The sequence below is a fragment of the Candidatus Enterovibrio escicola genome, assembly GCF_002464935.1.
GTDB lineage: Bacteria > Pseudomonadota > Gammaproteobacteria > Enterobacterales > Vibrionaceae > Enterovibrio > Enterovibrio escicola.
Map to the genome: position 1 here is coordinate 1 of NZ_NBYY01000011.1, position 23,098 is coordinate 23,098.

Annotated in this window: 26 protein-coding genes and 5 pseudogenes; 21 read left to right on the top strand and 10 right to left on the bottom strand. The window is 40.8% G+C overall.

Features of this window, described 5'->3' with window-relative positions; genetic code table 11:
* The 5 genes from BTN49_RS15025 to rpe all read left to right on the top strand — a co-directional run.
* The coding region (locus BTN49_RS15025) for a hypothetical protein (RefSeq protein ID WP_199399337.1) at positions 1 to 256 on the top strand (256 nt) is incomplete at its 5' end.
* Positions 196 to 729, top strand: a complete 534-nt coding sequence (locus tag BTN49_RS04135; RefSeq protein WP_199399338.1) for a hypothetical protein — start codon at positions 196 to 198, stop codon at positions 727 to 729. The genes BTN49_RS15025 and BTN49_RS04135, both read left to right, overlap by 61 nt.
* Positions 730 to 867: 138 nt before the next feature.
* Positions 868 to 1,626 (top strand): transposase, encoded by a 759-nt coding sequence (locus tag BTN49_RS04140; RefSeq protein ID WP_097356142.1) that lies wholly within the window; start codon positions 868 to 870, stop codon positions 1,624 to 1,626.
* 295 nt (positions 1,627 to 1,921) lie between these two features.
* Positions 1,922 to 2,140 carry a hypothetical protein gene (locus tag BTN49_RS13835; RefSeq protein ID WP_097356143.1) on the top strand — a complete coding sequence of 73 codons (219 nt, stop codon included), beginning with the start codon at positions 1,922 to 1,924 and terminating at the stop codon, positions 2,138 to 2,140.
* Between the two features lie 212 nt (positions 2,141 to 2,352).
* Positions 2,353 to 3,027, top strand: a complete 675-nt coding sequence (gene rpe / locus BTN49_RS04150; protein ID WP_097356144.1) for a ribulose-phosphate 3-epimerase — start codon at positions 2,353 to 2,355, stop codon at positions 3,025 to 3,027.
* 680 nt (positions 3,028 to 3,707) lie between these two features.
* On the opposite strand, the gene uvrD is transcribed toward rpe, so the two are convergent.
* From uvrD to BTN49_RS13840, 5 genes and pseudogenes are all read right to left on the bottom strand, one after another.
* Positions 3,708 to 5,885 carry a DNA helicase II gene (gene uvrD, locus BTN49_RS04155; protein WP_097356145.1) on the bottom strand — a complete coding sequence of 726 codons (2,178 nt, stop codon included), beginning with the start codon at positions 5,883 to 5,885 and terminating at the stop codon, positions 3,708 to 3,710.
* A gap of 707 nt (positions 5,886 to 6,592) precedes the next feature.
* The gene (locus BTN49_RS04160) at positions 6,593 to 8,374 is read right to left on the bottom strand and encodes an aminopeptidase P family protein (RefSeq protein ID WP_097356146.1); all 1,782 of its coding nucleotides are present in this window, start codon (positions 8,372 to 8,374) and stop codon (positions 6,593 to 6,595) included.
* 1,030 nt (positions 8,375 to 9,404) lie between these two features.
* Positions 9,405 to 9,587: a hypothetical protein gene (locus tag BTN49_RS04165; RefSeq protein ID WP_190319315.1), complete on the bottom strand. Its 183-nt coding sequence runs from the start codon at positions 9,585 to 9,587 to the stop codon at positions 9,405 to 9,407.
* Positions 9,588 to 10,492: 905 nt separating this feature from the next.
* A complete protein-coding gene (locus BTN49_RS20320) occupies positions 10,493 to 10,603 on the bottom strand; it encodes an IS1-like element transposase (RefSeq protein WP_146679100.1) in 111 nt (36 codons plus the stop codon).
* Between the two features lie 234 nt (positions 10,604 to 10,837).
* Positions 10,838 to 10,975 (bottom strand): annotated as a pseudogene (locus BTN49_RS13840) (IS982 family transposase); the annotation flags it as partial.
* Between the two features lie 615 nt (positions 10,976 to 11,590).
* Between BTN49_RS13840 and tsrA the strand changes: the two are divergent.
* Together tsrA and rpmE are read left to right on the top strand one after the other, a co-directional pair.
* Positions 11,591 to 11,881 carry an H-NS-like global regulator TsrA gene (tsrA, locus tag BTN49_RS04170; RefSeq protein ID WP_097356147.1) on the top strand — a complete coding sequence of 97 codons (291 nt, stop codon included), beginning with the start codon at positions 11,591 to 11,593 and terminating at the stop codon, positions 11,879 to 11,881.
* A 767-nt stretch (positions 11,882 to 12,648) separates the two neighbouring features.
* Positions 12,649 to 12,864, top strand: coding sequence for a 50S ribosomal protein L31 (gene rpmE, locus BTN49_RS04175; RefSeq protein WP_097356148.1), 216 nt, complete (start codon positions 12,649 to 12,651; stop codon positions 12,862 to 12,864).
* Between the two features lie 730 nt (positions 12,865 to 13,594).
* On the opposite strand, the pseudogene BTN49_RS12790 reads toward rpmE, so the two are convergent.
* Positions 13,595 to 13,705: pseudogene (locus BTN49_RS12790) on the bottom strand (IS5/IS1182 family transposase); the annotation flags it as partial.
* 365 nt (positions 13,706 to 14,070) lie between these two features.
* Between BTN49_RS12790 and BTN49_RS17305 the strand changes: the two are divergent.
* Complete coding sequence (locus BTN49_RS17305; RefSeq protein WP_369073693.1) at positions 14,071 to 14,262, top strand: transposase; 192 nt, start codon at positions 14,071 to 14,073, stop codon at positions 14,260 to 14,262.
* A 123-nt stretch (positions 14,263 to 14,385) separates the two neighbouring features.
* Here the strand turns inward: BTN49_RS17305 and BTN49_RS21910 are convergent.
* Positions 14,386 to 14,627 (bottom strand): annotated as a pseudogene (locus tag BTN49_RS21910) (transposase); the annotation flags it as partial.
* A gap of 273 nt (positions 14,628 to 14,900) precedes the next feature.
* Between BTN49_RS21910 and dinB the strand changes: the two are divergent.
* The 9 genes and pseudogenes from dinB (at position 14,901) to BTN49_RS20340 (ending at position 19,600) form a co-directional block, all read left to right on the top strand.
* A pseudogene (gene dinB / locus BTN49_RS04195) lies at positions 14,901 to 15,962 on the top strand (DNA polymerase IV).
* 27 nt (positions 15,963 to 15,989) lie between these two features.
* On the top strand, positions 15,990 to 16,268 hold the full coding sequence (locus BTN49_RS15030; RefSeq protein ID WP_263363499.1) for a transposase: 279 nt from the start codon (positions 15,990 to 15,992) through the stop codon (positions 16,266 to 16,268).
* On the top strand, positions 16,204 to 16,398 hold the full coding sequence (locus BTN49_RS20335) for a transposase (protein ID WP_199399341.1): 195 nt from the start codon (positions 16,204 to 16,206) through the stop codon (positions 16,396 to 16,398). Before BTN49_RS15030 ends, BTN49_RS20335 begins: the two co-directional genes overlap by 65 nt.
* Positions 16,399 to 16,587: 189 nt before the next feature.
* Positions 16,588 to 16,899: an alpha/beta fold hydrolase gene (locus BTN49_RS04205; protein ID WP_097356150.1), complete on the top strand. Its 312-nt coding sequence runs from the start codon at positions 16,588 to 16,590 to the stop codon at positions 16,897 to 16,899.
* 187 nt (positions 16,900 to 17,086) lie between these two features.
* The gene (locus BTN49_RS15040) at positions 17,087 to 17,323 is read left to right on the top strand and encodes a hypothetical protein (protein ID WP_199399342.1); all 237 of its coding nucleotides are present in this window, start codon (positions 17,087 to 17,089) and stop codon (positions 17,321 to 17,323) included.
* 12 nt (positions 17,324 to 17,335) lie between these two features.
* Complete coding sequence (locus BTN49_RS15045) at positions 17,336 to 17,905, top strand: MFS transporter (RefSeq protein ID WP_199399343.1); 570 nt, start codon at positions 17,336 to 17,338, stop codon at positions 17,903 to 17,905.
* Positions 17,906 to 17,917: 12 nt separating this feature from the next.
* Positions 17,918 to 18,307, top strand: coding sequence for an MFS transporter (locus BTN49_RS15050; protein ID WP_199399344.1), 390 nt, complete (start codon positions 17,918 to 17,920; stop codon positions 18,305 to 18,307).
* An 11-nt stretch (positions 18,308 to 18,318) separates the two neighbouring features.
* Positions 18,319 to 19,317 carry an ATP-binding cassette domain-containing protein gene (locus BTN49_RS04215; protein WP_158523611.1) on the top strand — a complete coding sequence of 333 codons (999 nt, stop codon included), beginning with the start codon at positions 18,319 to 18,321 and terminating at the stop codon, positions 19,315 to 19,317.
* 40 nt (positions 19,318 to 19,357) lie between these two features.
* Positions 19,358 to 19,600 carry an ATP-binding cassette domain-containing protein gene (locus BTN49_RS20340; protein ID WP_097356152.1) on the top strand — a complete coding sequence of 81 codons (243 nt, stop codon included), beginning with the start codon at positions 19,358 to 19,360 and terminating at the stop codon, positions 19,598 to 19,600.
* 308 nt (positions 19,601 to 19,908) lie between these two features.
* Here the strand turns inward: BTN49_RS20340 and BTN49_RS12795 are convergent.
* Positions 19,909 to 20,040: pseudogene (locus BTN49_RS12795) on the bottom strand (transposase); the annotation flags it as partial.
* An 84-nt stretch (positions 20,041 to 20,124) separates the two neighbouring features.
* On the opposite strand from BTN49_RS12795, the gene BTN49_RS15055 reads away from it, so the two are divergent.
* The 4 genes from BTN49_RS15055 to BTN49_RS18935 all read left to right on the top strand — a co-directional run bounded on the left by BTN49_RS15055 (position 20,125) and on the right by BTN49_RS18935 (position 22,027).
* Positions 20,125 to 20,703 carry a hypothetical protein gene (locus BTN49_RS15055; RefSeq protein WP_199399345.1) on the top strand — a complete coding sequence of 193 codons (579 nt, stop codon included), beginning with the start codon at positions 20,125 to 20,127 and terminating at the stop codon, positions 20,701 to 20,703.
* A 1-nt stretch (position 20,704) separates the two neighbouring features.
* Positions 20,705 to 20,932 (top strand): hypothetical protein, encoded by a 228-nt coding sequence (locus BTN49_RS15060; RefSeq protein WP_199399346.1) that lies wholly within the window; start codon positions 20,705 to 20,707, stop codon positions 20,930 to 20,932.
* A 213-nt stretch (positions 20,933 to 21,145) separates the two neighbouring features.
* Complete coding sequence (gene cas1f, locus BTN49_RS15065) at positions 21,146 to 21,898, top strand: type I-F CRISPR-associated endonuclease Cas1f (protein WP_199399347.1); 753 nt, start codon at positions 21,146 to 21,148, stop codon at positions 21,896 to 21,898.
* On the top strand, positions 21,899 to 22,027 hold the full coding sequence (locus tag BTN49_RS18935) for a hypothetical protein (RefSeq protein WP_263363498.1): 129 nt from the start codon (positions 21,899 to 21,901) through the stop codon (positions 22,025 to 22,027).
* Positions 22,028 to 22,170: 143 nt separating this feature from the next.
* Here the strand turns inward: BTN49_RS18935 and BTN49_RS04235 are convergent, their stop codons facing one another.
* The gene (locus BTN49_RS04235; RefSeq protein ID WP_223823662.1) at positions 22,171 to 22,425 is read right to left on the bottom strand and encodes a hypothetical protein; all 255 of its coding nucleotides are present in this window, start codon (positions 22,423 to 22,425) and stop codon (positions 22,171 to 22,173) included.
* Between the two features lie 362 nt (positions 22,426 to 22,787).
* Positions 22,788 to 23,051 carry a hypothetical protein gene (locus tag BTN49_RS04240; RefSeq protein ID WP_097356154.1) on the bottom strand — a complete coding sequence of 88 codons (264 nt, stop codon included), beginning with the start codon at positions 23,049 to 23,051 and terminating at the stop codon, positions 22,788 to 22,790.
* Positions 23,052 to 23,098: the final 47 nt, after the last annotated feature.

The following is a 23,098-nucleotide window of genomic DNA, read 5'->3' on the forward strand; positions in this document are numbered from 1 at the left end:
GGTAGCTCGCAACGACTGGCAGCGAGAACAAGATTGCGAAGTTTTAGAGCGTCTTGATCGTCAGGTTGAAGAGTGGAACGAAGAAAACGAATCTTTTGATCTGAACGATATTCCTCACGTTTTTGGTTTGGCTTCTAAAACCTCAACCTTAGATGGTATCAAAATTACTTACACCGAAGGCTTTAACTACGACGAATGCGACTCCGACTCTCTGTCTACAGGAACCGCGAGGGACAGGATGATGTTTGGTCTGTAGAAAGCGTTACGGTTGTTGATGAAGATGGTGACGAGCTGAATACACACGAATTGGCTGACTATCTGGATTCTGATTTCAGCAGCATTAATTACAGCGTACTTGAGATAGAGCAAATAATTGACGTAGACGAGGACTCTGACATGGAAACATTTACACTTGATATTGATAACGCGCCAAACGTTCGCTTTACTGGTGAACGGGTAGCAAATGCGGCTAGTTTTGATAATCAATCTATTGGCAGTAGTTATAACGGTCAAACTGGTCGTTGGACAGAGTTATCTCTTTACAAGACCAAAGGCGGAAAATTTATCTGTCATCAAGTTGGTCGCACTAGAAGGCAAGATGAGCGTGACCGTTTTAGCGGAAAGGTCAGTGAAACGCTGGAAGAGGTTAAAGAGTTTTTTGGCCACCGATGGCTATCCAAAGAGTTGTACGCTGAGGCTAGCATTGATGATGTAGTAGAAGTGGAGTGACCGCAAGGGGCTTCGGCTCCTTTCTTTTTGACTATGACAAATATTTTGAATTAGCCTGACTACAATGTTAGTCAGGTTCATGAATCTGAGTATGATTATCAGGTTTACGCTGAACTAAAATACCCGCCTTCATTTTGCATCCACTGCTACACATCTGATCTCGTTGGTTTTGGGAAAAGAACTGAAATTCTCATAGATATACCCATGCACGGCAAGCGTGTCGGCATCCACCTAAATCATAAACGTTTTAAGTGCCAAAGTTGTAATAAGACGTTCTATGAGCTTGTATCGCGCAAAGATGAAAAACGTAGGATGACTAAACAGCTTATTGAATACATCGAGCGAGAGAGCCAGAAACGTACATTTTTAAGTATTGCAGATGATATAGGTGTGGATGAAAAAACAATCCGTAACACATTTCAAGATTACTGCGAGCGTGAAGAAGAACGACTGAAATTCGAAATACCAAAATGGTTAGGAATTGATGAAATTTATATCATCAAGAAACCTCGATGCGTGTTAACCAATATTGAGCATCAAACAGTCATTGATATGCTTGACAACCGTAATAAATTAACTCTACTTCGCGACTTTACAAAACGCGAAGACAGAGAGCGTATTAAATTTGTCGCAATGAACATGTGGCATTCTTATAAGGACACGGAAGAAACCATGATACCGAATGCCACTATCGTCATAGATAAGTTCCACGTAGTCAAAATGGCTAACGAGTCGTTAGAACGTGCAAGAAAAGCAATACGTAGCCAACTTACGCCACAACAGCGCCGTGGACTACTAAAGGATAGGTTTGTACTGCTAAAGCGAAAGCACGAACTCTCAGATGCGGAATACTTACGTTATTCTGGCTGGATCCTACACGCCACCAGACATGTTTAGCACATGTCACCCGCAATTTATAACAAATATCGGAGTAAAGCGGTGGAGCTTTAACCTCTCATATTGGCAAATTTCTTGTTCTGCTCTGCCATGAGGTATTCCGAATTGAGCAAGGAAAATTACCGACATCGAGTGGCGGTGTCGAATATCTCGTCTTAAAAAAACCTTTTGGCTTGGCTACGAAAAGGCGAACAGGTCCCAACATTTCGGTATGCTGGAAGGTGTGCCTCTAGCTTGAAGCACGAACAGAGAATCTTAATTTTCCTTCATCATGAAGGCGTACTGTTAATCAATAATGAAGATGAGCGGTGTATTCGTGGCAGCGTATTCATACGGAAAATCTGCTTCGGTACCAGCTCCTCACCGAGGAGAACAGTTTCGTTTACGTGTTCTGTCCATGGTAGAAATCTGTAAGAAACGTGAGTTAGCTGCATTGGATGTCATTAGCGATGTAGTGTCATCAGTGATTCGCAAGCAATCCTATCCAGACGTGTTGAATTTCATAAACACCTAGTCAAGCTATTTCTTGTGAATACTTACATAAAGAAATGTCTTGCTCATAACATGAGTAAGGCTCTCCGAGATCTACCTCTTCAAGTTATTTTTGTATGTTCTTATATGATAACTAAAACTGTTTAAGGAAGCTATCAGTCAACGTGACTTATAAGACAGACAGCGTTCATTCAGGTACAATTATACCAACTTTGGGTTAAATGAGAGTATAAGATGAAGAAGTTTCTCATTGCACCATCGATCCTATCGGCGGATTTTGCACGTTTAGGTGAAGATGTCAAAAAAGTATTGGCAGCAGGTGCAGACATTATTCACTGTGACGTCATGGACAATCATTATGTACCTAACTTGACGTTTGGAACAGCTATCTGTAAAGCCCTTTGTGATTATGGTATCACAGCACCGATTGATGTGCATTTAATGATTAAACCAGTTGACCGAATTATTCCTGATTTTGCTAAGGCGGGTAGTAGCATAATCACTTTTCACGTGGAAGCGAGCGAACATGTTGATTATTCGTTGCAACTTATTAAAGATTGGGGATGTAAGGCTGGTCTCGTATTTAATCCAGCGACTCCACTTCACTATCTTGACCACGTCATGGATAAATTGGACGTAATCGTGTTGATGTCGGTGAACCCAGGTTTTGGTGGGCAACCCTTCATTCCAAAAACATTGACAAAGCTTCGTGCAGTGCGTCGTCGTATTGAAGAAAGTGGTCGCACTATCCGTCTTGAAATTGATGGCGGTGTAAATATTGACAACATACGTGTAATCGCAGAAGCTGGCGCGGACATGTTTGTCGCAGGTTCAGCGATTTTTAGCAAACCTGACTACAAAGCCGAGATTAATGCAATGCGTGAAGAATTAAGGAAAGTAGGAAAATAATTTGGATTATGTATTTATTTCAATCTAAATTGATACTCCCACTTAATGAAGATCCTGATTACCTTATCGTGCATTTCCACCGATTTTACCCTTACCTTCATTCCAGCCACTCATAGACCTTAGGCAGCATATCCTCCCAATGGCTAGTAACCAAAATAGTAATAGTAGATCTTCTTGAAAATTTTATCTGAAGTATATTCAATCAACCTTTCAAGCAACACTTCCAGTAGTACTGGTCAGCTTTTCCGTTTGTCCGGTACGATGGTTACGATAATCAAACGTCAATATGCCACTTTTTCTATAATCAACCTGCACTGCGCATAAGAAATGAACTAAATGCCTAAGTCAGGATATGATCCTTTGAAAAAACTATTGATAGCATAAAGACTTTGGCATGAATAACTTAGACCCTGTTTTCGTCGATATCGATGAAAATATTGGCTGAATTATTCATGATGAAGTCCCTTTAAGACTGATGGTTTGATCCAAACAATCAAATCTAGACCAGAGAGTCTAGTTCATTTCTTATGCGAAATTCAGGTTAAATTACCTAAAAGAATATTTTGATTAAGGTTAACAATACAAAATCTTAATCAAAAACATTCCTCTGATTTTCATCAAAAACTTTGTGTATCTTATCAAGACGGAACTTAAACCTACATTTTTACTCGCATTCAACATTATAGAGGATCAAGCTTGGCATAGTGTGTCACTAGCCATTTGATATCTTCACCCTTAAAGACTACCTGAACTCGGCTTTGTCGGCCACTGCCTTCAAAGTTAGAGATGATTCCCTCACCGAATTTCGGGTGTTGTACACGTTGACCCAATGCGAATCCGGTTTCGTTAAAATTGGACTGTTTTTGGGTTTGCGAGAAGCGACCATTCGTTACGACGGATCGCGTCACTTTCGTGCGCATGCGTACTTCCTCCAGACACTCTTCTGGCAATTCGCGAATAAAGCGTGAGGCTTTATGGAACGTATCTTTACCGTATACGCGTCGCATTTCCGCATAAGTAATGAACAGTTTCTTCATCGCTCGTGTCATACCTACATAACAAAGGCGACGTTCTTCTTCAAGGCGCCTTACTTCTTCAGAAGATATTTTATTGGGAAACATGCCTTCTTCTACACCCACCATAAATACTAATGGAAATTCGAGGCCTTTAGCACTATGCAGTGTCATCAACTGTACAGCGGAGTCAAACTCATTTGCTTGACTCTCCCCAGCTTCCAACGCAGCGTGGGATAAGAACGCAGACAATGGTGACATATCTTTTTGTAGCTCTTTTGGTACTTCAAAGTGACGGGTAGCCGTGACCAGTTCTTCCAAGTTTTCTATTCGAACCTGTGCTTTTTCGCCTTTTTCAGCTTCATACATGACACGAATTCCAGAGTGTTTGATCACGTAGTCCGTTTGCTGAAACAGCTCCATTTCACGGGTATTATCTTCCAGAGCATTCACTAGTACGATAAATCGGCGCAAAGCGTTTGAGGTACGACTTGCCAATACCTGCTCTTCCAGCAACTGATTACTCACTTCCCACATGGTGACACCTCGATCACGAGCGGCCAAGCGAAGTATTTCCAAGGTGTGCTCACCAATACCACGCGAAGGTCTATTTACCACCCGCTCAAAGGCTGCGTCGTCAAAGCGGTTTACCGACAAACGCAGGTAGGCTAGAGAATCTCTGATTTCCTGACGTTCGAAGAAACGCATCCCTCCGTATATACGATATGGAAGACCAACTTGAATAAGCCTTTCTTCTAGGACACGGGATTGAGCGTTATTACGATACAGAATTGCCGCATCAGTCAAAGAGCCACCTTTATCACGCCATGCTTCGATTTTTTCTACCACAAAACGAGCTTCATCCAATTCATTAAAGGCACTGTACATTGAAATTAGTTCGCCTTTCTTTCCGTCTGTCCATAGGCTCTTTCCCATACGTTCGGTGTTGTTAGCGATTAGGTGGTTAGACGCCTGAAGGATATTTCCTGTAGAACGGTAGTTTTGCTCCAGACGAATCATCTTTGCTGCGGTAAATTCATTCAAAAAACGTTTAATGTTTTCGATTTTCGCGCCACGCCAACCATAGATAGACTGGTCATCATCACACACGATCATCACGTTAGTTTGAGAGCCGGTTAACATACGGAGCCACGCATATTGAATATTGTTAGTATCTTGAAACTCATCCACCAGAATGTGCTGAAACCGTGATTGATAACGTTCGCGAATATCAATTTTATCGCGAAGCAATTCATGACACCGTAGCAATAGTTCAGAGAAGTCCACCAAACCTGAACGGTCACAAGCCTCTTGATAAGCCGAATACACCCTCAACCACGTTGTTTCAACTGGATCGTATTGGGCATCAATGTATTCTGGACGCAATCCATCATCTTTCTTGGAATTTATATACCACAGCCCTTGCCGCACTGTCCAATGTGTTTCATCAAGGTTTTGCGCTTTGATCACACGACGTAATAAGCGTTGCTGGTCATCCGAGTCAAGGATCTGAAAATCCTGAGGCAGGTTAGCATCAACATGATGCGCACGCAAAATACGATGACACAAACCGTGGAAAGTTCCACACCACAGACCAGATAAAGTATCATGCATTAAAAGTTCGATACGACACCGCATTTCCGCTGCCGATTTGTTAGTAAAGGTCACCGCCAACAACGAGAACGGGGAGGCATGTTTTACTTCCATCAACCAAGCGATCCGATGAACCAGTACTCGTGTTTTACCACTTCCTGCACCGGCCAGAACTAAATAATTACCGAGATCTGCCACTACGGCTTCACGTTGTTTATCGTTAAGATCTTTTATGAAATGGGATACATCCATCGTTCATTCACTGACCAATTATATACTGATTAGACATTATATACTCAAGCTAAGTAAAATTTATCTCTTCATAAACAAATTTCTGACAGAAAAAACCAGTATTACCGCCGATGTAGAAATAACCCACTAGCACCGATTGGAAAGCAGCCAACCTGAGATAAAATATTCGTTCATTCAACAGATAAACGACGGATTTGGATTAATCAATAGTGACTAGTTGAAATTCAATCCTTACACCATCAAGCATACAATTTTCATCATAGTACCAAAGAGCTTGGTATATCAAGAAATACGATGAAGGTATTATCTACGAACACAAGTGGCTTAATATAAAGTGAACCTGTTCGAACGGATCAAAGCTATAAGGTCATATTGGAACCCAGCAATAGTGCTGTCACGACAAATCAACCTTCTTGGTTGTAAATATGGCATTTTGATGTTAGGATCGCGTATTAAGCAATATTAAACAGACGTCTAAATCATGATTCTGTCCTTCATTTTCAAAACTGAACTAAGCCAGCAAATATAAAGTAATTTTACCCCCATCACTCACTATGACAAGCGTGTAAAAGCGTTCGTCACCAAACTTGGTGATATAGTAAAACACCTTCGTTAGCCTAAAAAGCACTCGGCGAGGAAAAGGCACGCTTATATAGATCTGAGATTAAATAGTCTTTATGTATCGCAGTTCATTATTTTTTAGAGGGTTAACGAGCAAGTGGTGCTGTTGCTTGTTTTAACCACTCCGCATCACTAGGTTGCAGTGATGGGCTGATATCTTGCCATACGCTTAAATGGTAATCGTTCCACCACGTGATTTCTCTATCTATTAATAATGCCGTGTCAACTAGACGTCGGTCAATTGGTACACGTGTCAATGATTCAAAGCCCATCATAGTCATGTCTCCGGACGTTGGAACCTCCACTACTAATTCTAGGTTTTCAATGCGAATACCAAAAGCGTTTGCACGGTAATATCCAGGCTCATTGGATAGCACCATACCAGGTAGCAAAGCCACTGTGTTAGGTGCTTTTGTGATGCGTTGTGGTCCTTCATGTACACTTAGGAAGTGACCCACTCCGTGGCCAGTGCCATGGTCGTAGTCAAAGCCGTATGCCCAAAGATGTTGGCGTGCTAGTGAGTCCAGTTGACTGCCACAAGTCCCTCGTGGGAAACGTGCTGTGGACAGTGCAATGTGGCCTTTAAGTACCAGTGTGAAGGCAGTTTTCACTTCATTTGAACATTCACCAATTGCAATGGTTCTAGTGATATCCGTAGTACCATCACGGTACTGGCCACCAGAATCCACAAGATATACATTATTAAGTTCAAGTTTACTAGGATCTGGTTGATGTAGGTGGTTATAGTGACAGATTGCAGCATTCCCGCTGGCCGCAGAAATGGTATCAAAGCTTAGATCTGTGAAGGTTTCATCGAGTGTTCGGAAGAGATATAGCATATCTGAAAGCTCAGCTTCATTTGGCAGATTTCCATCTGTAACTTGTGTGTCCAACCATGCTAAAAAACGGCTGACAGCAATACCATCACGAATGTGACAGGCTTTAAACCCCGCTATTTCTGTAGCATTTTTAGTGGCTTTTGGCAACATGCAAGGGTCAGGGGCATGCACAATATTGGCACCAATTTGATGAAGAACTTGACTTACCCACGCATTGCTGGTCAGCGGGTCAACCAAGACGGTTTTACTAGACAGCGCCGCTAGAGACGATTCCAGTACCTCTGGTAAAAGAACGGTTACACCTGTACCCACATGTTCATCAAAGTTTTTTGGTATCCGCGCAGGGTCTAGGAATAAATTAACGTTACCTTCAGTATCAATCAAGGCATGGGAAAGCAATACAGGCAAGTGAGATACGTCACCACCACGAATGTTTAGTAACCAGCAAATGCTGTCCAGTTGGCTTAGATATGATACATCTGCATTTATAATGGATTTACCTATATTGACGCGTTTGTTTTTGCTGCTTTGACCAGCTACGTCTATGCCTATTAATATAGCATCAGTCACCAAAGGGGCTGGACGATTATTCCAAAGCATATCAATTGGATTATCATTGATGTAACGTAATAACAATTTGTCAGCAACGGCTTTCTCAGCGTCTGCCAACCAGTTGATGCTATGCAGTTTTGGGTCAATGGCGACCTTACTACTATCTGGTAAAGTGTCAAGCAACCACTGTAGTATAGGATCTTCAATCAGATGGCGATATTCAAACATCTCAGCAGGCACTTGTTTACGTACCTGTACTGTGTAACGGCCATCAACAAAAATAACAGCATTTTCACGGGTGATTACAGCAATTCCGTCTGAACCCGTGAATCCTGTCACCCAGTGAAGTCGTTTGTTGTGAGTAGGAGTGTATTCCCCAAGGAATTCATCGGCGTGTGGGATGATCAGTGCGTCCATTGCCATATTATTCATCCAATTTCTCAATGCGTGGATGCGATCGGCATAATTATCGTGCATTTTCTATCCTATTTTCAATAGTTTGGCATGATCGTAATATTTAAGAAATAGATGATACCTGAACTTACCTATTATCCTCATTGAGGATAATTTATATTGTATGGTAACGTCGAAAATTATCAGTGTACTTAATCAATAATGACTATAGTCACGTAGCTAACTTTGATGAAAGTACAAGGTATACTCTATTAAGGGGTAATTGTTTTTATAATAGCAAGCGCATAATGTCGAGTTATTTGGTGACATGAGGATAAAAAAATGGAGGTTGCAGTAAATACCCAATCAGTAAGGTATACAAACTGGCAATACTGTTAAATTAAGTATATGGTTAAATAACCTGAAGATGTTAGATTCCAGAGATCTCGAGGTTGTTCAGTGTGAGGCAAATTATCATAGGAATAATCAATCTATTTCACGAGATTTGACGACGAAAGGGGCGAAAGAATACCCTCAAGTAGGCGAGTTTACTCAATGCCATACGCGGTGTTATCAATTTCTGATAGAACTCATTACAGCTCTTTGACCACCTCATTATGAGGACTGGATAAGACCTGCATCTTTAAGTTATTTTGGTCTATATTGTGATATGCTAAAAGCAGGTTGAGTCAGATGAAATTTGCAACTAAATAACCAGTTATTAAGGCTAGGATCACGCCATCTGAAATACACAGGTATTATATCTTAAGCCGCCATCAAATACTCTAAAAAACATCGTTAGGAGAGCGATAGCCAAGACACGCTCTACCACGTGTATTGTGGATGTATTTTATCTTGGTAATTTGCTCATTACTAACCTAGTTAAAGTAAATTTTTTGGTTAAAAATTGCCTTATTAGACCGTTAGTATGCTCATTCATCCCTCGATCACTGGATCTATGAAGGTTTAGCAAAATAGAAATCAGCGTCTGTGATTTCAGCAACCTATTCATGACCTGCGAACTCTATACCACTGTCTGACATAATGGTTTTGAAATCATGGAAGGTGGAATTTACAAGATCCATAAACGCCACTCCACCCATCTGCTTATTGGTTATCTTTCTGATGTAGCAGAGTCTATGGGCTTATCCACCACGGTAAGCAGAGAAGATTTGTGCTCAGTCCCAACGACTGTGTCAATTTCTAAATGACCAAATTCCGTCTTTTCATCTGTAATATCATCGCGTTGTTCTATGCCAACACCGTTCTTTATCTTTACCTTCTCGTCGCTACTCATCTTTATTTTATAGAGTTTTCCATGCTGAGGAAGATCCTTGTATAACACCCCTCATTACCCCGATCATACATATATACTGATCAATCGAACTTTCACTGAGCATCACATCGTGCTTTAGAGCCCGTTCACCTCCGATGACATCTGCGTGCGGAGACGCTCATGAATTAATGCCTTTAGTTCTCTCTGAGAGACAACCAAAAGCTAGCCCGTTCGTTGCGTTAGAGCATGGCCTGTTTTAATTCAAGCTGATGAGAGCATACACCGTGAAAATCATCTAGGATATAGTGCTTTATTTCTCGACTGATATTGGAGTGAGTACAACCAATCTTTGCTCACAATAAAATTGATCATTGTCATTTAACTGTTTATGAATCATGCACATCTCCAAGCCAGAAGAGGATGCAGGAGTGTACTTTAGTCTAGTTAACTCTCCACTAGATTGTGCATTTTACCTGACGGTGGGTGGAATAATCACGTTCAAAGAATGTCCCGATCACTTTATCGTACATTGCCGTTAATTGTGAGTATCTAATTATTTTATAATCAACTCATTTCAAGCATGTACAGAGGGTTAAAATTTCCCTCTCAATACATTTCGTGTAGATCTTGCCAACAATGTGTTTATTTTCGGGGAAGAGATCGTACACAGTGAAACCGTCCGTGGACTAAAATAAAATTTTGAATATTTATAATCGACTGAAAACTAGAGTGAATATCTTTATTTCATGACAACTAAATATATCAGCAATGATTTTCTTCAATCTAGACTCCCAAACCTACCAAAACTAGCGCTGATTATTTTTATGACCGACAAAACCATCGCTTATCTACTTCGTAGATAAGCACCTCTTCCTGTACATCAAGAGAGAATTTAATTACACAGGGAGGTGTAAGTTTCTTAAAACTCAGACAACCACATTAATAATGCTATGTAGCACTCGAGAGGAGTCAAGTATACCCTTATTATTCATGGAACATTCAACAATTTGCTCTTTTATCCCTGCCTGACAAGCCAAGGATGTATATCTAAATTAGAAAGTTCATCAACAAACGATATGGTATCTACCACGGCCAATACTATTCTTTTTAACCATTTTTGTATGTGGGTAAAGACGTATTTAACGACAACAGTATCCATAATGATCAGCAACTGGAAACAATATAATCCAAGTATTAGTAAACCGTGGTTCAGTCACTTTTGGGATACCGCACTTAATGGAAAGCTATCACTATCGTCATCACCTCTCTATCATCACCTCTCTAACTGAGAGGTGAGAAGGCTTGTTTTTTGTTTGATACCAGAAGAAATTAGGTGTATTTCCCCATGCAGGGAGGAAAATCTTGCAGAAGTCGTCGACATCGACGAAAATAGCATTTAGGTTATTCATGCCTAAATCCTTGTGCAGTTAATAGTTTATTTCAAACGGTCAGATCGCAACTTGGGCATTTAGTTCATTTCTTATGCGCATCTCAGATTGATTATTATCCATGCGGTGTATTCCTTGTTGGTTGTTGATCTGGCGAGAATAATCAACATGTTACACCGCATTATTTCCTACCCATACACCAGAAATCACTATAGTTCGCTCAAATTGGTAAATCGCTGGCCAATGTGAAAGAGATGAACAAGGTTATCAGGCTCGATATGCCTATTCAACAAAAGACAAGTGTAAGACTGTAAAAAGGATTGAGATCAGTCCGTCAAAGGAGTGATTTAATCAACAACACCATCTGGATTTAGAACAAATTAACAAATTAGAAGCTACGTCAACATGCTTGGAAATACGGTAGTTCTGGTATTCATATAAATGTAAATACCACGCATTTTTAATGACAGTTGTCACCATGAATAAATAAAATATTGTACTTACGAGTTCAATTTACTGTTTATACGATAATATATTTTATGCAGGTATTTTTGTTGCTAATTGATGAAATGAGGTATATTTAATATGCAACTCTTTCCTTTCTTCCTCAAATAATAAAACAGGCAGTTACAATCTATGTCAATGTCGACGATTGAATTAGCTCGTCATCTAGAGATGCTTGACGAATCTCCAGAGAAAATGATGTTTGGTAAACTCCTCACTGAATTAAGTGGGATGAGTGAAGAACGTGTTCAGAGTGCAGCTCGTCAGGTTCCAATCAGTGGTCTTTGTGAACTCATCTACCAGTTCAATAAAGTAATAAAAGATCTCCGTGGTGAACGTGTTCTAGAATTAGCGCAAGAAATAGCGGATGAAGGTATCTCCTCTGAAGAACTGCGCGAATATTTAGTACAACGAAACGGATAAGTTTTCACGCTTTATTTTTTGTAGTTGCACCTAAAAAAATAGTAATAATTATTACAGATTGAGTAATGGATCAATGAGTGGATTTATTCACCTATAATTTAGTTATGTATTCAATACGTAACCACAGAACTGTACACGGATGAATATATTTCCTTCACTCAAATAAGGCTCAATCATCAACCTAAGAAATGTTTGCGATTAAGCAGCCTGTCGTTATTTTTAAAGACATGGTATTAACTGCTTGATTGGGAAGTACCTCACTTCCGACTTGGTTTAGTTCTGTTACAGAAAACGGCGTTGTTGATCCAATCAGGCCTGTCTGCAGTAGTAAACAACTTAATTACAAGGCATACTAACGAACCTTTCAACTTATAAAATACATAACTATTTTTGATCGGGTCAAGCCCCTCTAACCATCGTATAATTTCCACCATTCATTACTTTTCCCGTTGCATTAACGGAGTAGTAACGATTGCAAATGGGTTGGGTGGCTTATATCCTACATCTGAGCTAACTGTTGTTCTGATATGTTTGATCATTGTGTCATCTATTAGCATCTAGGGGGAGGACACCTCCTATAACTCAGGGTTTTTAATGAAGTGTGCTACTGCACTTCGCTTAATCTAAAAATGAATTGAATAAAAAAGTTGCTATCAAAGGACTCCTTGATTAGAATTTTTCTTCTAATTTTCCGTTAACAACGTGTTTTGCTCAGCCACAACATTTAATTGGTAGAGCGGCACAGACTTTGAACTGAGGTTATCCCTATGAAAGCTGGTATCCATCCAGAATACCGCGTAGCCACAGCTAAGTGTTCTTGTAGTAATATATTTGAGTTCAACACTACTCTAGCTAAAGACTACATTAACTTGGACGTATGTGATAAATGCCACCCATTTTATACGGGTAAGCAACGTGTTACAGACATCGGTGGCCGAGTTGACCGTTTCAATAAGCGTTTTGGTATACTGGGTAGCAAGTAACATTTAATACAATTTAATCTAACAAAGCGTACCAGAAACACTTTCAATCTTTAATAGAGATTAAACCTTATTACATAAATCACAGCAGGTACTGCTTTTATCGTGAGCTTGAATTATTAGACCCATATTCTAATATCCACAATGTATTCATATCCTACTATAATTAGTCTATGGGGGTAGTTCTGCAAACTCTGCGCTTATTGATGCTTGATCTTACCCTATGCTACAAAAATGCAATCATATATCCAATAAACTTGGAGGCTCATTGACACAATTGGCAATGTGGTTGCGGTGGTGTCCCTCATTAACAGGATGTTATGTTTTTTAACAGCACTTATCACCATGAAGAAAATAGGGGCATGTATTCGATAAGTTGGTTTTCGTCTAGAAAATTAATTTTTCCGTGCTGACAAATCCCGTCGGGATATACGATATATCTAGTAGTAAACAACTTGGTTACAAGTCATACTGACAAACCATTCAGTTTATAGCATATATAACCAGTTTAAGGGGCTCTGCAGTAAATAGTTTTTTATTCTTCATCCCACCAGTTTGAGCAGCGTGTGAGATCGTTTAACAAGCAAAAGCCACTAAATAAAAGGTCATCACCTTCTTACGAACTATGGTTAATTCCTGTTGTCAAGAAGGGATAGTAAACGATTACCGATATTAGTGGGTGTGTTGATTAAATCAAACCTATAACGCACTGATCCCAATATTTGTTACAGTCTTAATTTGTCTGCTGGCGCACAGGCATACCAAGTCGTAAAACTTTGTTTATCACTTTCACATTTGCCAGCGCTTCACTAACTTGAACATTGTAATCATAAAGAGTGAGTTTAAGGCTGAGCTCCACATAAGAAATGAATTAAATGCCAAAGTCGCAATCTGATCGTTTAAGAAAAACTATTGACTGCAGAAGAACTTGAGTATAAATAACTTAGTCGCTGTTTTCGTCGATGTTGACGAGGTATGCCAGATTTTCCTCCCTGCATGGGAAAACACCTAATTTCTTCCGGTATAAAACAACGAAATAAACCTTCTCGCCTCTCCTTATAGCGAAGTGATAACGAGAATGATAGCTTTCCCTCAATCTGGTATCGAAACTTCAAAATCTATCATATCTACTTTGTTTGCCGCTACCTTACTAACGAATTTCCTGAATTAGTCAGCTACACGAAAATATTCAAACTTATAAAATGTGCTCTGGTTCCGCTTTGCCTTTACCTTAATTATCGTCAGGCAAGGACCACAGGGGTTGCCTTTGTTGATTGGTCCAAGCTACAGGATTATTACAACCTACGAATTCTCAGATATCAGGTTTCTAAAGGTACCGCGAAGCGAGAAAAAGAAACGAGGAGGTGGTTTTACGGCTTTAAATTAAACATCAATGACTAAGGTGGTATTATCTCAGTCAAAGTGACAACGGTTAATGTGGATGATAGAAAGCTTGTGCCGGAAATGGCTGATGAGCTTTGGGGGTGTTTACACGGAGATAAAGGTTATCTCTATAAATTAGTCCCAAAGATTATCGGCTATATCAGGCACAGATTTTCTGGTATCAATATTGGTTGTTGTTACCTTTACCGAAATGATACCACCTTGGTCGTTGATGAATAAGGTAAAGTTTAAAACCATAGAACTTTTTCCATCGTCCCCTTACCTCGTTTAACCACTCCCTCAAACAGGCGATGCCGTGGAATACGTAAATTGTAATAAACCTGTAGCTTGGTAGAATTAACGAACGCGATACCAGTAAGTTTAACCTAGTGGGGAATCAGATAAAAATAAACCCAGATCCGCATTTTCTATAAAAGATTTTATCTGGCAACAAAATGGTAACTGGAAGATATTTATTGTAAGTTGAGGGAATAGCTTCTGGGCAGAAAAACCTGTGCCAGTTGCAACTGGCATAATGAACCAGCACATATTACACAAAACAGTCAACCAAATATAAAACGAACGCAACATTTCCTCATTGATGGCGTTATTTTTATACTTATGTTGTTAAGGATTAACAGGCACAGGGCATAGATATGCATAAAAAGTATATCCACATAGATATGGATTGTTTTTTTGCTGCTGTTGAGATGCGTGATAATCCCAAACTGGCTAATATCCCTTTGGCTATAGGGGGAACTGTATCTGAACGGGGAGTCATATCAACTGCTAATTACCCAGCACGGTGTTTTGGTATTTATAGTGCCATGGCAACAGCAAGTGCCCTTAGGTTATGTGAAAATTTGGTTGTGCTACCAAGCCGAATGTCCGTATACAAAGAAGTATCGCAGCAGTTACATGAAATTTTTTGCGTTACACTCATCTGATCGAACCAGTCTCATTGGATGAAGCTTATTTAGATGTGTCAAACTCATCCTGTTGTAATGGTTCTGCAACTTTCATTGCGAATGATATCCATAAGATTATATTTAACGAAACTAATTTAACAGTATCAGCAGGGATTGCACCTCTAAAATTCTTAGCAAAAATAGCATCCGATATAAATAAACCAAATGTGATTTATGTAATAAAACCATGAGAAGTTATTGGTTTTATTAAAAACTTGCAGATAAGAAAGATTCCTGGAGTTGGTCCAAAAACAGAGGAAAGGCTTTTGTCAATGGGATTAAAAACATGTGCAGATGTTCAATGTTATGATTTTTCTTCGTTCATTAAAGAGTTTGGTAAATTCGGTTTTTCAATTTGGCAACGGTATCACCGTATAGATGATGGTCCTCTGTGTATAGATCCACCTATAAAATCGGTAGGCGTTGAATTTACACTCCCTAACGATATATATAGCTGGGATAAATGCTGTTCAATCATAGATGAGTTTATACCCTGAGCTAGAGAGTAGGCTAATAATTTACAGTCCCCATAAAAATATATCAGGTCATGGAATTAAATTTAAGTTTGATAATTTTAAATTAACAACCCATGACCATGCATACCCTATTCTGGATCTGACTAATTTATTATTGATTGCTAAAAATACTTGGGATATTAGGAGGGAGGGAAGAGGAGTAAGACTAATAGGTCTTCATGCATATTTGCCGGATCAGTTAAAAATGAAGCAACTTCAATTAAATTATGACTGAAATTTTTCAAATTGGCTATTAACCAATATTGAGCATCAAACAGTCATTGATATGCTCGACAACCGTAATAAATCAACTCTACTCCGCTACTTTACAAAACGCGAAGACAGAGAGCGTATTGAATTTGTCGCAATGGACATGTGGCGTCCTTATAAGGACACGGTAGAAACCATGATACCGAATGCCATTATCGTCATAGATAAGTTCCACGTAGTCAAAATGGCTAACGAGTTGTTAGAGTGTGCAAGAAAAGCAATACGAAGCCAACTTACGCCACAACAGCGCCCGTGGACTACTAAAGGATAGGTTTGTACTGCTAAAGCGAAAGCACGAACTCTCAGATGCGGAATACTTACGTTATTCTGGCTGGATACTTAACTATCCAGAAATGGGAGAAGCTTACGAACTTAAAGAGTCTTTCTTCAACAGGAGTTAAACAGCTGCGCCGTCGATCTGGTGGGTTGTCTCTGGGGGGATGCCTTTCCTGTCTAATCACTATTCATCACCCAGATTTAGTTCGTTCATTGACGTTGATCAGCACGGCACCGAGCTTCGGCGAAGATGTGTTCAGCAATACGCTGGACCTGCATGATGAACTGGAGGCGCATCGCGACATTCTGGAGTCGTGTTTGACGGCACGGAAAACATTGTCGCCAGTCTGTACGCCGGCGCGCCGATGAGCGTGTTTCGTTATTACTACGACACACTGACACGCTTTGACGTCAATGCACGCCTTGGTGGGATCGCTATGCCAGTGTTGTTGATTCACGGACAAAATGATTGTGTTATTGATGAAGCCACATTCGATCAGTTACGCCATATTCTTTCAGCCGCCGAAATGGTTGTGAAGGGGCACGGACACTTTATCCCACCGACTTCTAGCCGGCTTTTTAATGAGCAATTGCTCCGCTTTCTCAATGGGAAGCTTATCGATTAAATTGATCGTATTTATCCGATTCTCCGGTGTCATTCCTTTTTCTTCCCCCTGCTGCACAAGCTAAAATCAGTTGGGGAGCTAAGACGAAGACGTTTCGGTGAAGTTTCCAATAAAGCCTCAAATCAAAAGGCAATTAATAGTAAACATAAAGGACGTCCTTGTAGGGAGATCCAGTAAGAGAGGTTTTATGACAAACATAAGGATGTTGAGTTTAATCGGTATTTACCTTGTTATCTTTATTGATAATCTTAGCGCTAGCCTGATTATTCCCATGCTAACGCCCATCACCCACGATACCGCGGCTGGGCTAATCGGCGAAGGAACTGAAGGTTTCCGTAATAGCTTTTACGGCGTGGCTTTGGGCGCGTTCTCTATCGCCATGTTTTTCGACGCGCCGCTGTTGGATGCATTGTCTGATGGTTGAGGACGGAAGAATATGCTGCTGTTGTCCCTGACTGGTCTGGCGATGAGTTATGTCTTTCTGGCGCTCGCCCTGGCATTCAAGAGTCTGTGGCTGTTCATGGCGGGGCGCCTTATCGGCGGTTTCTTTTCCGGGAGTCTTCCCGTTGCACAGGCCTCCATTATCGATGTCACCGAGGAAACACAGCGGGCCAAGTATATTGGCTATATTATGTTCTTTGTTTCCTTGGGCTATGTCGTCGGCCCATTGATTGGCGGTTATCTTAGCGATCCTGCGCTAGTACCTTGGTTCAATCTGCAAACGCCTTTTATCTTTGTGGCGGCACTATCCGTGGTGAATTTTCTGATCCTACTGTTCCTATTTCAGGACCAAAAAGCGGACGTAGATAGTCTCGCTACGATGTTCCCCAACCCTATAACGAACCTGCTCGATGCAGTCAAAATCAGGGATATCCGCACTTACGCTTTGCTCCTGTTGTTGATGCTGATGGGCTGGAATACATTCTTCCAGTTTATCGGTCTGTATCTGACAGTCAGGCTCGGTTTTGGCCAGCAGGAAGTGAGCAGCTTCGTCTCCTGGGCCTGATTTGGACTAGCGTTGACTTTCCTGTTTCTGGTCGGCGTTGCTATGAAAATGCTGAAACCTGTTGGCATGGTTAGACTGGCGTTGGCACTGATGGCATTCTGTATAGGCGGAACTCTACTCAACACTCATCCATATGTGCTGTATCTACTAGCGGTATTGGGCGCGGTAGGCTTTGGCCTGTCATACAGCGGCTTAATGGCGCAATTATCCATTAGCGTTGATGCGAGCAAACAAGGCTCTATCATGGGAATGGCTGCCACTATCGCCGCTTTCAGCGCTGGCTTCTCCGGCTTCGCTTTCGGCTTTGTGGCCAACATCAACGCCCCTATCATGTCCGCATTATTTTATGTCGGCTTGGCGATTATTATCTGCTGCAAGAAACAATTCGGAAGATATATATAACAGGGGACTTTGTGATAGAAATTAATGCTCACACCTTAACTTATCGTTTCGACAACGGCGATACCCTGTTTTCCAACCTGAATTTTACTCTGGACGATAAAATAACAGGACTAGTTGGCAGAAACGGTGTAGGAAAGTCTATATTAGCATCGCTGCTGACAGGGGAAATAATGCCTTATTCCGGTTCTGTCACCACTTTCTGTCAAGTCGGGTGGCTGCGCCAGATTGGCGTGGAGGAAATACCTACTCTGTATGAGACTATCAGTGACTTTCTTGGAGTTCGGCACAGGTTGGAAGCCCTAACCCGAATTACTGCAGGAGGATGTGATTCTCATGACTTCGGTCTAATCGACGACAATTGGCAACTGCAGGAAAAGCTGGAGCAGCAACTACAGGTATTGGGATTACCTGTAGATCCATTTTTACCATGTAAAGACCAGAGCGGTGGTCACTTAACTCGGTTCGCGCTGCATCAGCTTTTCCAATCAAATTATGATTATCTCATCCTTGATGAACCAGGAAACCATCTGGATGAACAAGGAAAGAATTGGTTAATCGAACAGATGATGCACTTCGATGGCGGTATACTTATCATTAGTCATGATCGCGAGATTTTGCACAATGTAGATGATATCTTGGAGCTGAATACTCTCGGCATGCATCATTACGGTGGCGCCTATGAGGTTTACGCGAAACATCGCGCCAGTGAGCTGAATAGTTTGGAGCGAGACATCGACCATGCTAATTCAGAGATCAAGCTAATGCGTCAAACCATGCAAAAGAATCGAAAAAAGGCTCAACAACGAGCTAGTCAAGGTAAACAGGTTGCTCGTTCAGGTAGTCAGGCTGAAATTATCCTTAATACTTTAAAGCAGAGTGCTGAGCGTTCCAGCGGCTCTCGGGAAAGTAATCAGAACCGTCAATTGTTGCAGATGCAGGACCAGCTTAGCACTCTGAACAAGAAACAGGAGCTATTTAAGCAACAGAGCCTGTCCTTGGAAAAAGTATAGAAACGCGCCTTACGTATTTTGGATATCACCGAAGTGCGTCATGCCCTATATTCAACATGAAAACGATATCACATTTTCTGTTAATTTCGGAGAAAAAATCCACCTATCTGGCACAAACGGCAGTGGTAAGTCCACTTTATTGAAAGCCATAGCCGGGCACCTTTCTCCTGTTCACGGAAACATTCATGTGCGTACAGGCCTCTGCTATCTAGATCAGCATTTCACGTTGCTGGATAACACAAAGTCCACACTTGAAAACTTGGCCTTTTTTGCCCACATCTAACGGAAATGAACCAGCGAACGCTGCTGGCAGGTATTGGATTAAAACGAGAGAAAGCAACGCTTGATGTGGTAAACTTGAGCGGAGGCGAAAGGATGAAAGTCGCCATGTTAACCATCAGCCATCAATCTGACAACACCCTACTATTATTGGATGAGCCGAATAATCATCTAGATCTAGAATCTAGACTGATGCTGACTCAAGCTCTGAGTGACTTTAACGGCAGCGTGTTAGTCGTTAGCCACGACAAAGATTTTATTGACGATATAGGCGTAAGTAGGGTGATAAGTTTGGAAGACTCCAATGTAAAAACGCTTACTAATGCAAGTGTATGTAGGGGATTTCAGCGGGACATTTATTAACGTAAGAACCGAATCGAGAAAGCCTTCTAATCCATGAAGTGGGCGCTTAAAAATACCTTTCACCATCAGTGCCGTTTCAATCTAGGTAGGCGTGATTTAAGATATAACATTTGTTTATTTTAGAAAATGATATCAAAGAAATTTAAATGCATACTTTTACCCATTATGGGTTCAATGATGTATTTGGGTATGTATACACCTACAATATTGGCCGAAGAGCCAGTTGCTTTGAACAAAGGTGGTCAACAGTGGCTGATGCAACAATCACAACACTTTATCGTACACTTTCGTAGTGAATTGGTGCAATACGCTGCGCATTCTTTAGACATTGCAGAAAAAGTGCATCAAGATCTTGCCAGTCAGTTTTCACAGATGCCAACGGACAAAACTCATCTCACGCTGGTGGATGATTACGACCATTTCAATGGTTGGGCAACGCCGCTGTCTTCTGCTCAAATTCTTCTAAATTTACATTCTCCTAGCGATATAAATAATTCGGAAGGGAACGATGATGGGTTGCATACGCTGATCCGCCATGAATACACACACATTGTTCATATGGAGTTAAATGACCGTGCGGTAACTAGAGCACGTGATATTTTTGACCGCCAAATACTGTTTTTCTCGCATGCCCTGACTCCATCCAGGTTACTAGAAGGGGTGGCGATTTATGTGGAAAGTAAAAATGAACGAGACTATGGTCGCTTATACGATAGTCACTTTGCTATGCAAATGCGTATGTGAAGTGGCGAACGGTCAATTAGCTGACCTAAATCAAGTAGTGATGGAGAACCGTTTACCCATTGGTAGTGATTATCTCTACGGTGCGTATTTCATTGATTATTTAACCAAAACATATGCTGAAGAAGCGCTCCAGCACTTTTTAACCAATCACAGTGGCTATTTAATTCCGAGTTTTTTCTTAAACCGAAGCGCGCGACACGCTTTTAGTAAAGATTTTTTTACGCTTTAGGAAGAGTTTCGTGCCGATCTTATAACGCAGTTTTCAGATCAAATTGCGCAAAGTAAGGAACACTTTTCGGGTACTCAATCTCTAGATAGTCAGCCATTTAAATACTTATTGGCCAATGGAGCATCAGATCAACTGCTTGCTTGGCGTAATAATGGGGTTGATCATGAAAATTTAGCGATGTGGGATAGTGAGAAAAATTAATGGCATCGCTTATTGACAATAGAAAACTTAACCAGCCGGGATACTCATCCACAACAAGGTATTGTCGTCTCACAAATAAACCTAGATCAGGAAGAACAACAGTTCAATGACCTTTATCGCTATGTTAATGGGCAGTGGCAGAGTTTAACTGAGCAGCAGCGCTTTACCCAAGTGCGTTGGAGCTTAGATGGGCAAAGCGTTTTTGCAACGCGCCATAAGCAAAGTTTACCTGAATTGTGGAATGTGACACTTGATGGACAGCAAACTCGCCTATGGCAAGGTTCGTATGGCTGGATAATTGGTGATATGGCGCTATTCCCAACAGGTGAAATTTATTCATCCATTAAGGTATCATGGCTAACACCGCAATCAGAATACCGACCTACCGAGTATCTACAGCAATGGGTTCGATTTTGGTTTGATGATGCACTACGACTCGAAGCCGCAAAACAACTCCAACAAGAAAGGATCCGTCAAGTCAAAAAGCATTGGCTAAAAGCCAGTAAGCACGACGCGTTTCCTGTTTGTGTAAACCAGCTCAACGCCGCACTTTCTCGCTTTACGGATAAAATTGAAACCTGCACCACCACTCAAGACCTGTTGTCTCTTGAAGCAACAACCACCAAAACGCTCTACCGCCTAGCTTGCTACGCAAGCCAATATGGCGACTTCACTCGATCTGAACGCGGATACTCAAACGATATCGTCAATCGGTTCTTGGATCAGGGCAACTATCTTGCGTATGGCCTTGCCGCTACAGCCTAGGTGATTCCCCAAGCTTTTATTGCGGCTATGGAAGGTGACGACGAACAAGAGTTTCGACAACGCTGCTTAGTCAAGGTAATGAACAAAGTTATAAGACTCGGTATTCCTGTTCGCCAGCAGACTAATTAAGACTGTTAAAGAAAATTTAGATCAGTACATTATAGGCATGATTCAATCAATAATACCTCTACATGCTGTTATCAGGTTCCGCAGATAAGGATGCTTATTCTTTTCCACTTACCATCCCGCCCGAGCAAAAAAATTGAGATTCCTTACGTTGGACAGTTCGCATCAATTACGTAGTTTGTTTGATCAAATTGCTGCCATGCTCCAGATAGACCATCAACAACAAAAATGGAAACAATACCAAAATCAAGGAAAACCCCCAATAAAGTAGTTGGATCAAAAGATTTAGTCGCAAGTATAGTCACTGATTTACACTTGTCATTAGAACCCTGAACCGTTATGTTGTAATTATTTTTTTCTAAAAGTCGTAATGATATCCCCTTCACCTTTATAAGCTCCATTTATGAAAATTTTCGCCTTTGGATCGTGGCTTCTAACCGTTACTTCTTGTCAAGAACCATTGGACATTACGGCACAACCATTAAGAAATAGCACTAAAAGTAGCGATATAATTGATCTCAATTTAAACATTATATTAAATCCTTATCCCTGATTTCAGGTAATAATTGCAATATTTATGATCTAGCGTAGAAAAGAGGAAGCATCTCTCGCGTTATTGACAGAAAACTCAGGGACTACGCAGTGCGAAGTGATCTGTTAGCCCCGCCAGCATTGGGCGAGGATTTACCTCTATTGCTAGAGGTAAACCTGTTCAAAAACAGTCTTACCGTTCAATAACTTCCGCTCTCCAAACTGACCCCACTTATTTGTTTTTAATCGCTTCAAATAAAAGGCGGTTTTGTTCGTTCACGTCCATATTTCTGAAACCACTCAATAGAGCTTTAAGAATAATAGTTTTACTCACATTGTTTTCTGTGGCTAATTGTGTGAGTTCATCATCAGTTACCAAAGGCAAGTATAGGGTTACCCTTTTACCTTTTTCGGTAGCAGGCTTCTTATTTGCCTCTCGAATAAACTCCGCAGGGCTAGGTATTGGTGTGTTTGTGTCTTTTTTTGGCAGTGCCATTCTCTAAACTCCGATTTCCTGTGAAATTAACTCTATTTGTGCTTTTG

Bases quoted from the DNA above. Each gene is read 5' to 3' on its own strand.
- BTN49_RS04135 (WP_199399338.1), top strand. From the start codon at position 196: ATGCGACTCCGACTCTCTGTCTACAGGAACCGCGAGGGACAGGATGAT.
- BTN49_RS13835 (WP_097356143.1), top strand. From the start codon at position 1,922: ATGAAGATGAGCGGTGTATTCGTGGCAGCGTATTCATACGGAAAATCT.
- rpe (WP_097356144.1), top strand. From the start codon at position 2,353: ATGAAGAAGTTTCTCATTGCACCATCGATCCTATCGGCGGATTTTGCA.
- uvrD (WP_097356145.1), bottom strand. From the start codon at position 5,885: ATGGATGTATCCCATTTCATAAAAGATCTTAACGATAAACAACGTGAA.
- BTN49_RS04160 (WP_097356146.1), bottom strand. From the start codon at position 8,374: ATGCACGATAATTATGCCGATCGCATCCACGCATTGAGAAATTGGATG.
- BTN49_RS04165 (WP_190319315.1), bottom strand. From the start codon at position 9,587: ATGAGTAGCGACGAGAAGGTAAAGATAAAGAACGGTGTTGGCATAGAA.
- tsrA (WP_097356147.1), top strand. From the start codon at position 11,591: ATGTCAATGTCGACGATTGAATTAGCTCGTCATCTAGAGATGCTTGAC.
- rpmE (WP_097356148.1), top strand. From the start codon at position 12,649: ATGAAAGCTGGTATCCATCCAGAATACCGCGTAGCCACAGCTAAGTGT.
- BTN49_RS15040 (WP_199399342.1), top strand. From the start codon at position 17,087: ATGACAAACATAAGGATGTTGAGTTTAATCGGTATTTACCTTGTTATC.
- BTN49_RS15045 (WP_199399343.1), top strand. From the start codon at position 17,336: ATGCTGCTGTTGTCCCTGACTGGTCTGGCGATGAGTTATGTCTTTCTG.
- BTN49_RS20340 (WP_097356152.1), top strand. From the start codon at position 19,358: ATGCCCTATATTCAACATGAAAACGATATCACATTTTCTGTTAATTTC.
- BTN49_RS15055 (WP_199399345.1), top strand. From the start codon at position 20,125: ATGGGTTCAATGATGTATTTGGGTATGTATACACCTACAATATTGGCC.
- BTN49_RS04235 (WP_223823662.1), bottom strand. From the start codon at position 22,425: ATGGAGCTTATAAAGGTGAAGGGGATATCATTACGACTTTTAGAAAAA.
- BTN49_RS04240 (WP_097356154.1), bottom strand. From the start codon at position 23,051: ATGGCACTGCCAAAAAAAGACACAAACACACCAATACCTAGCCCTGCG.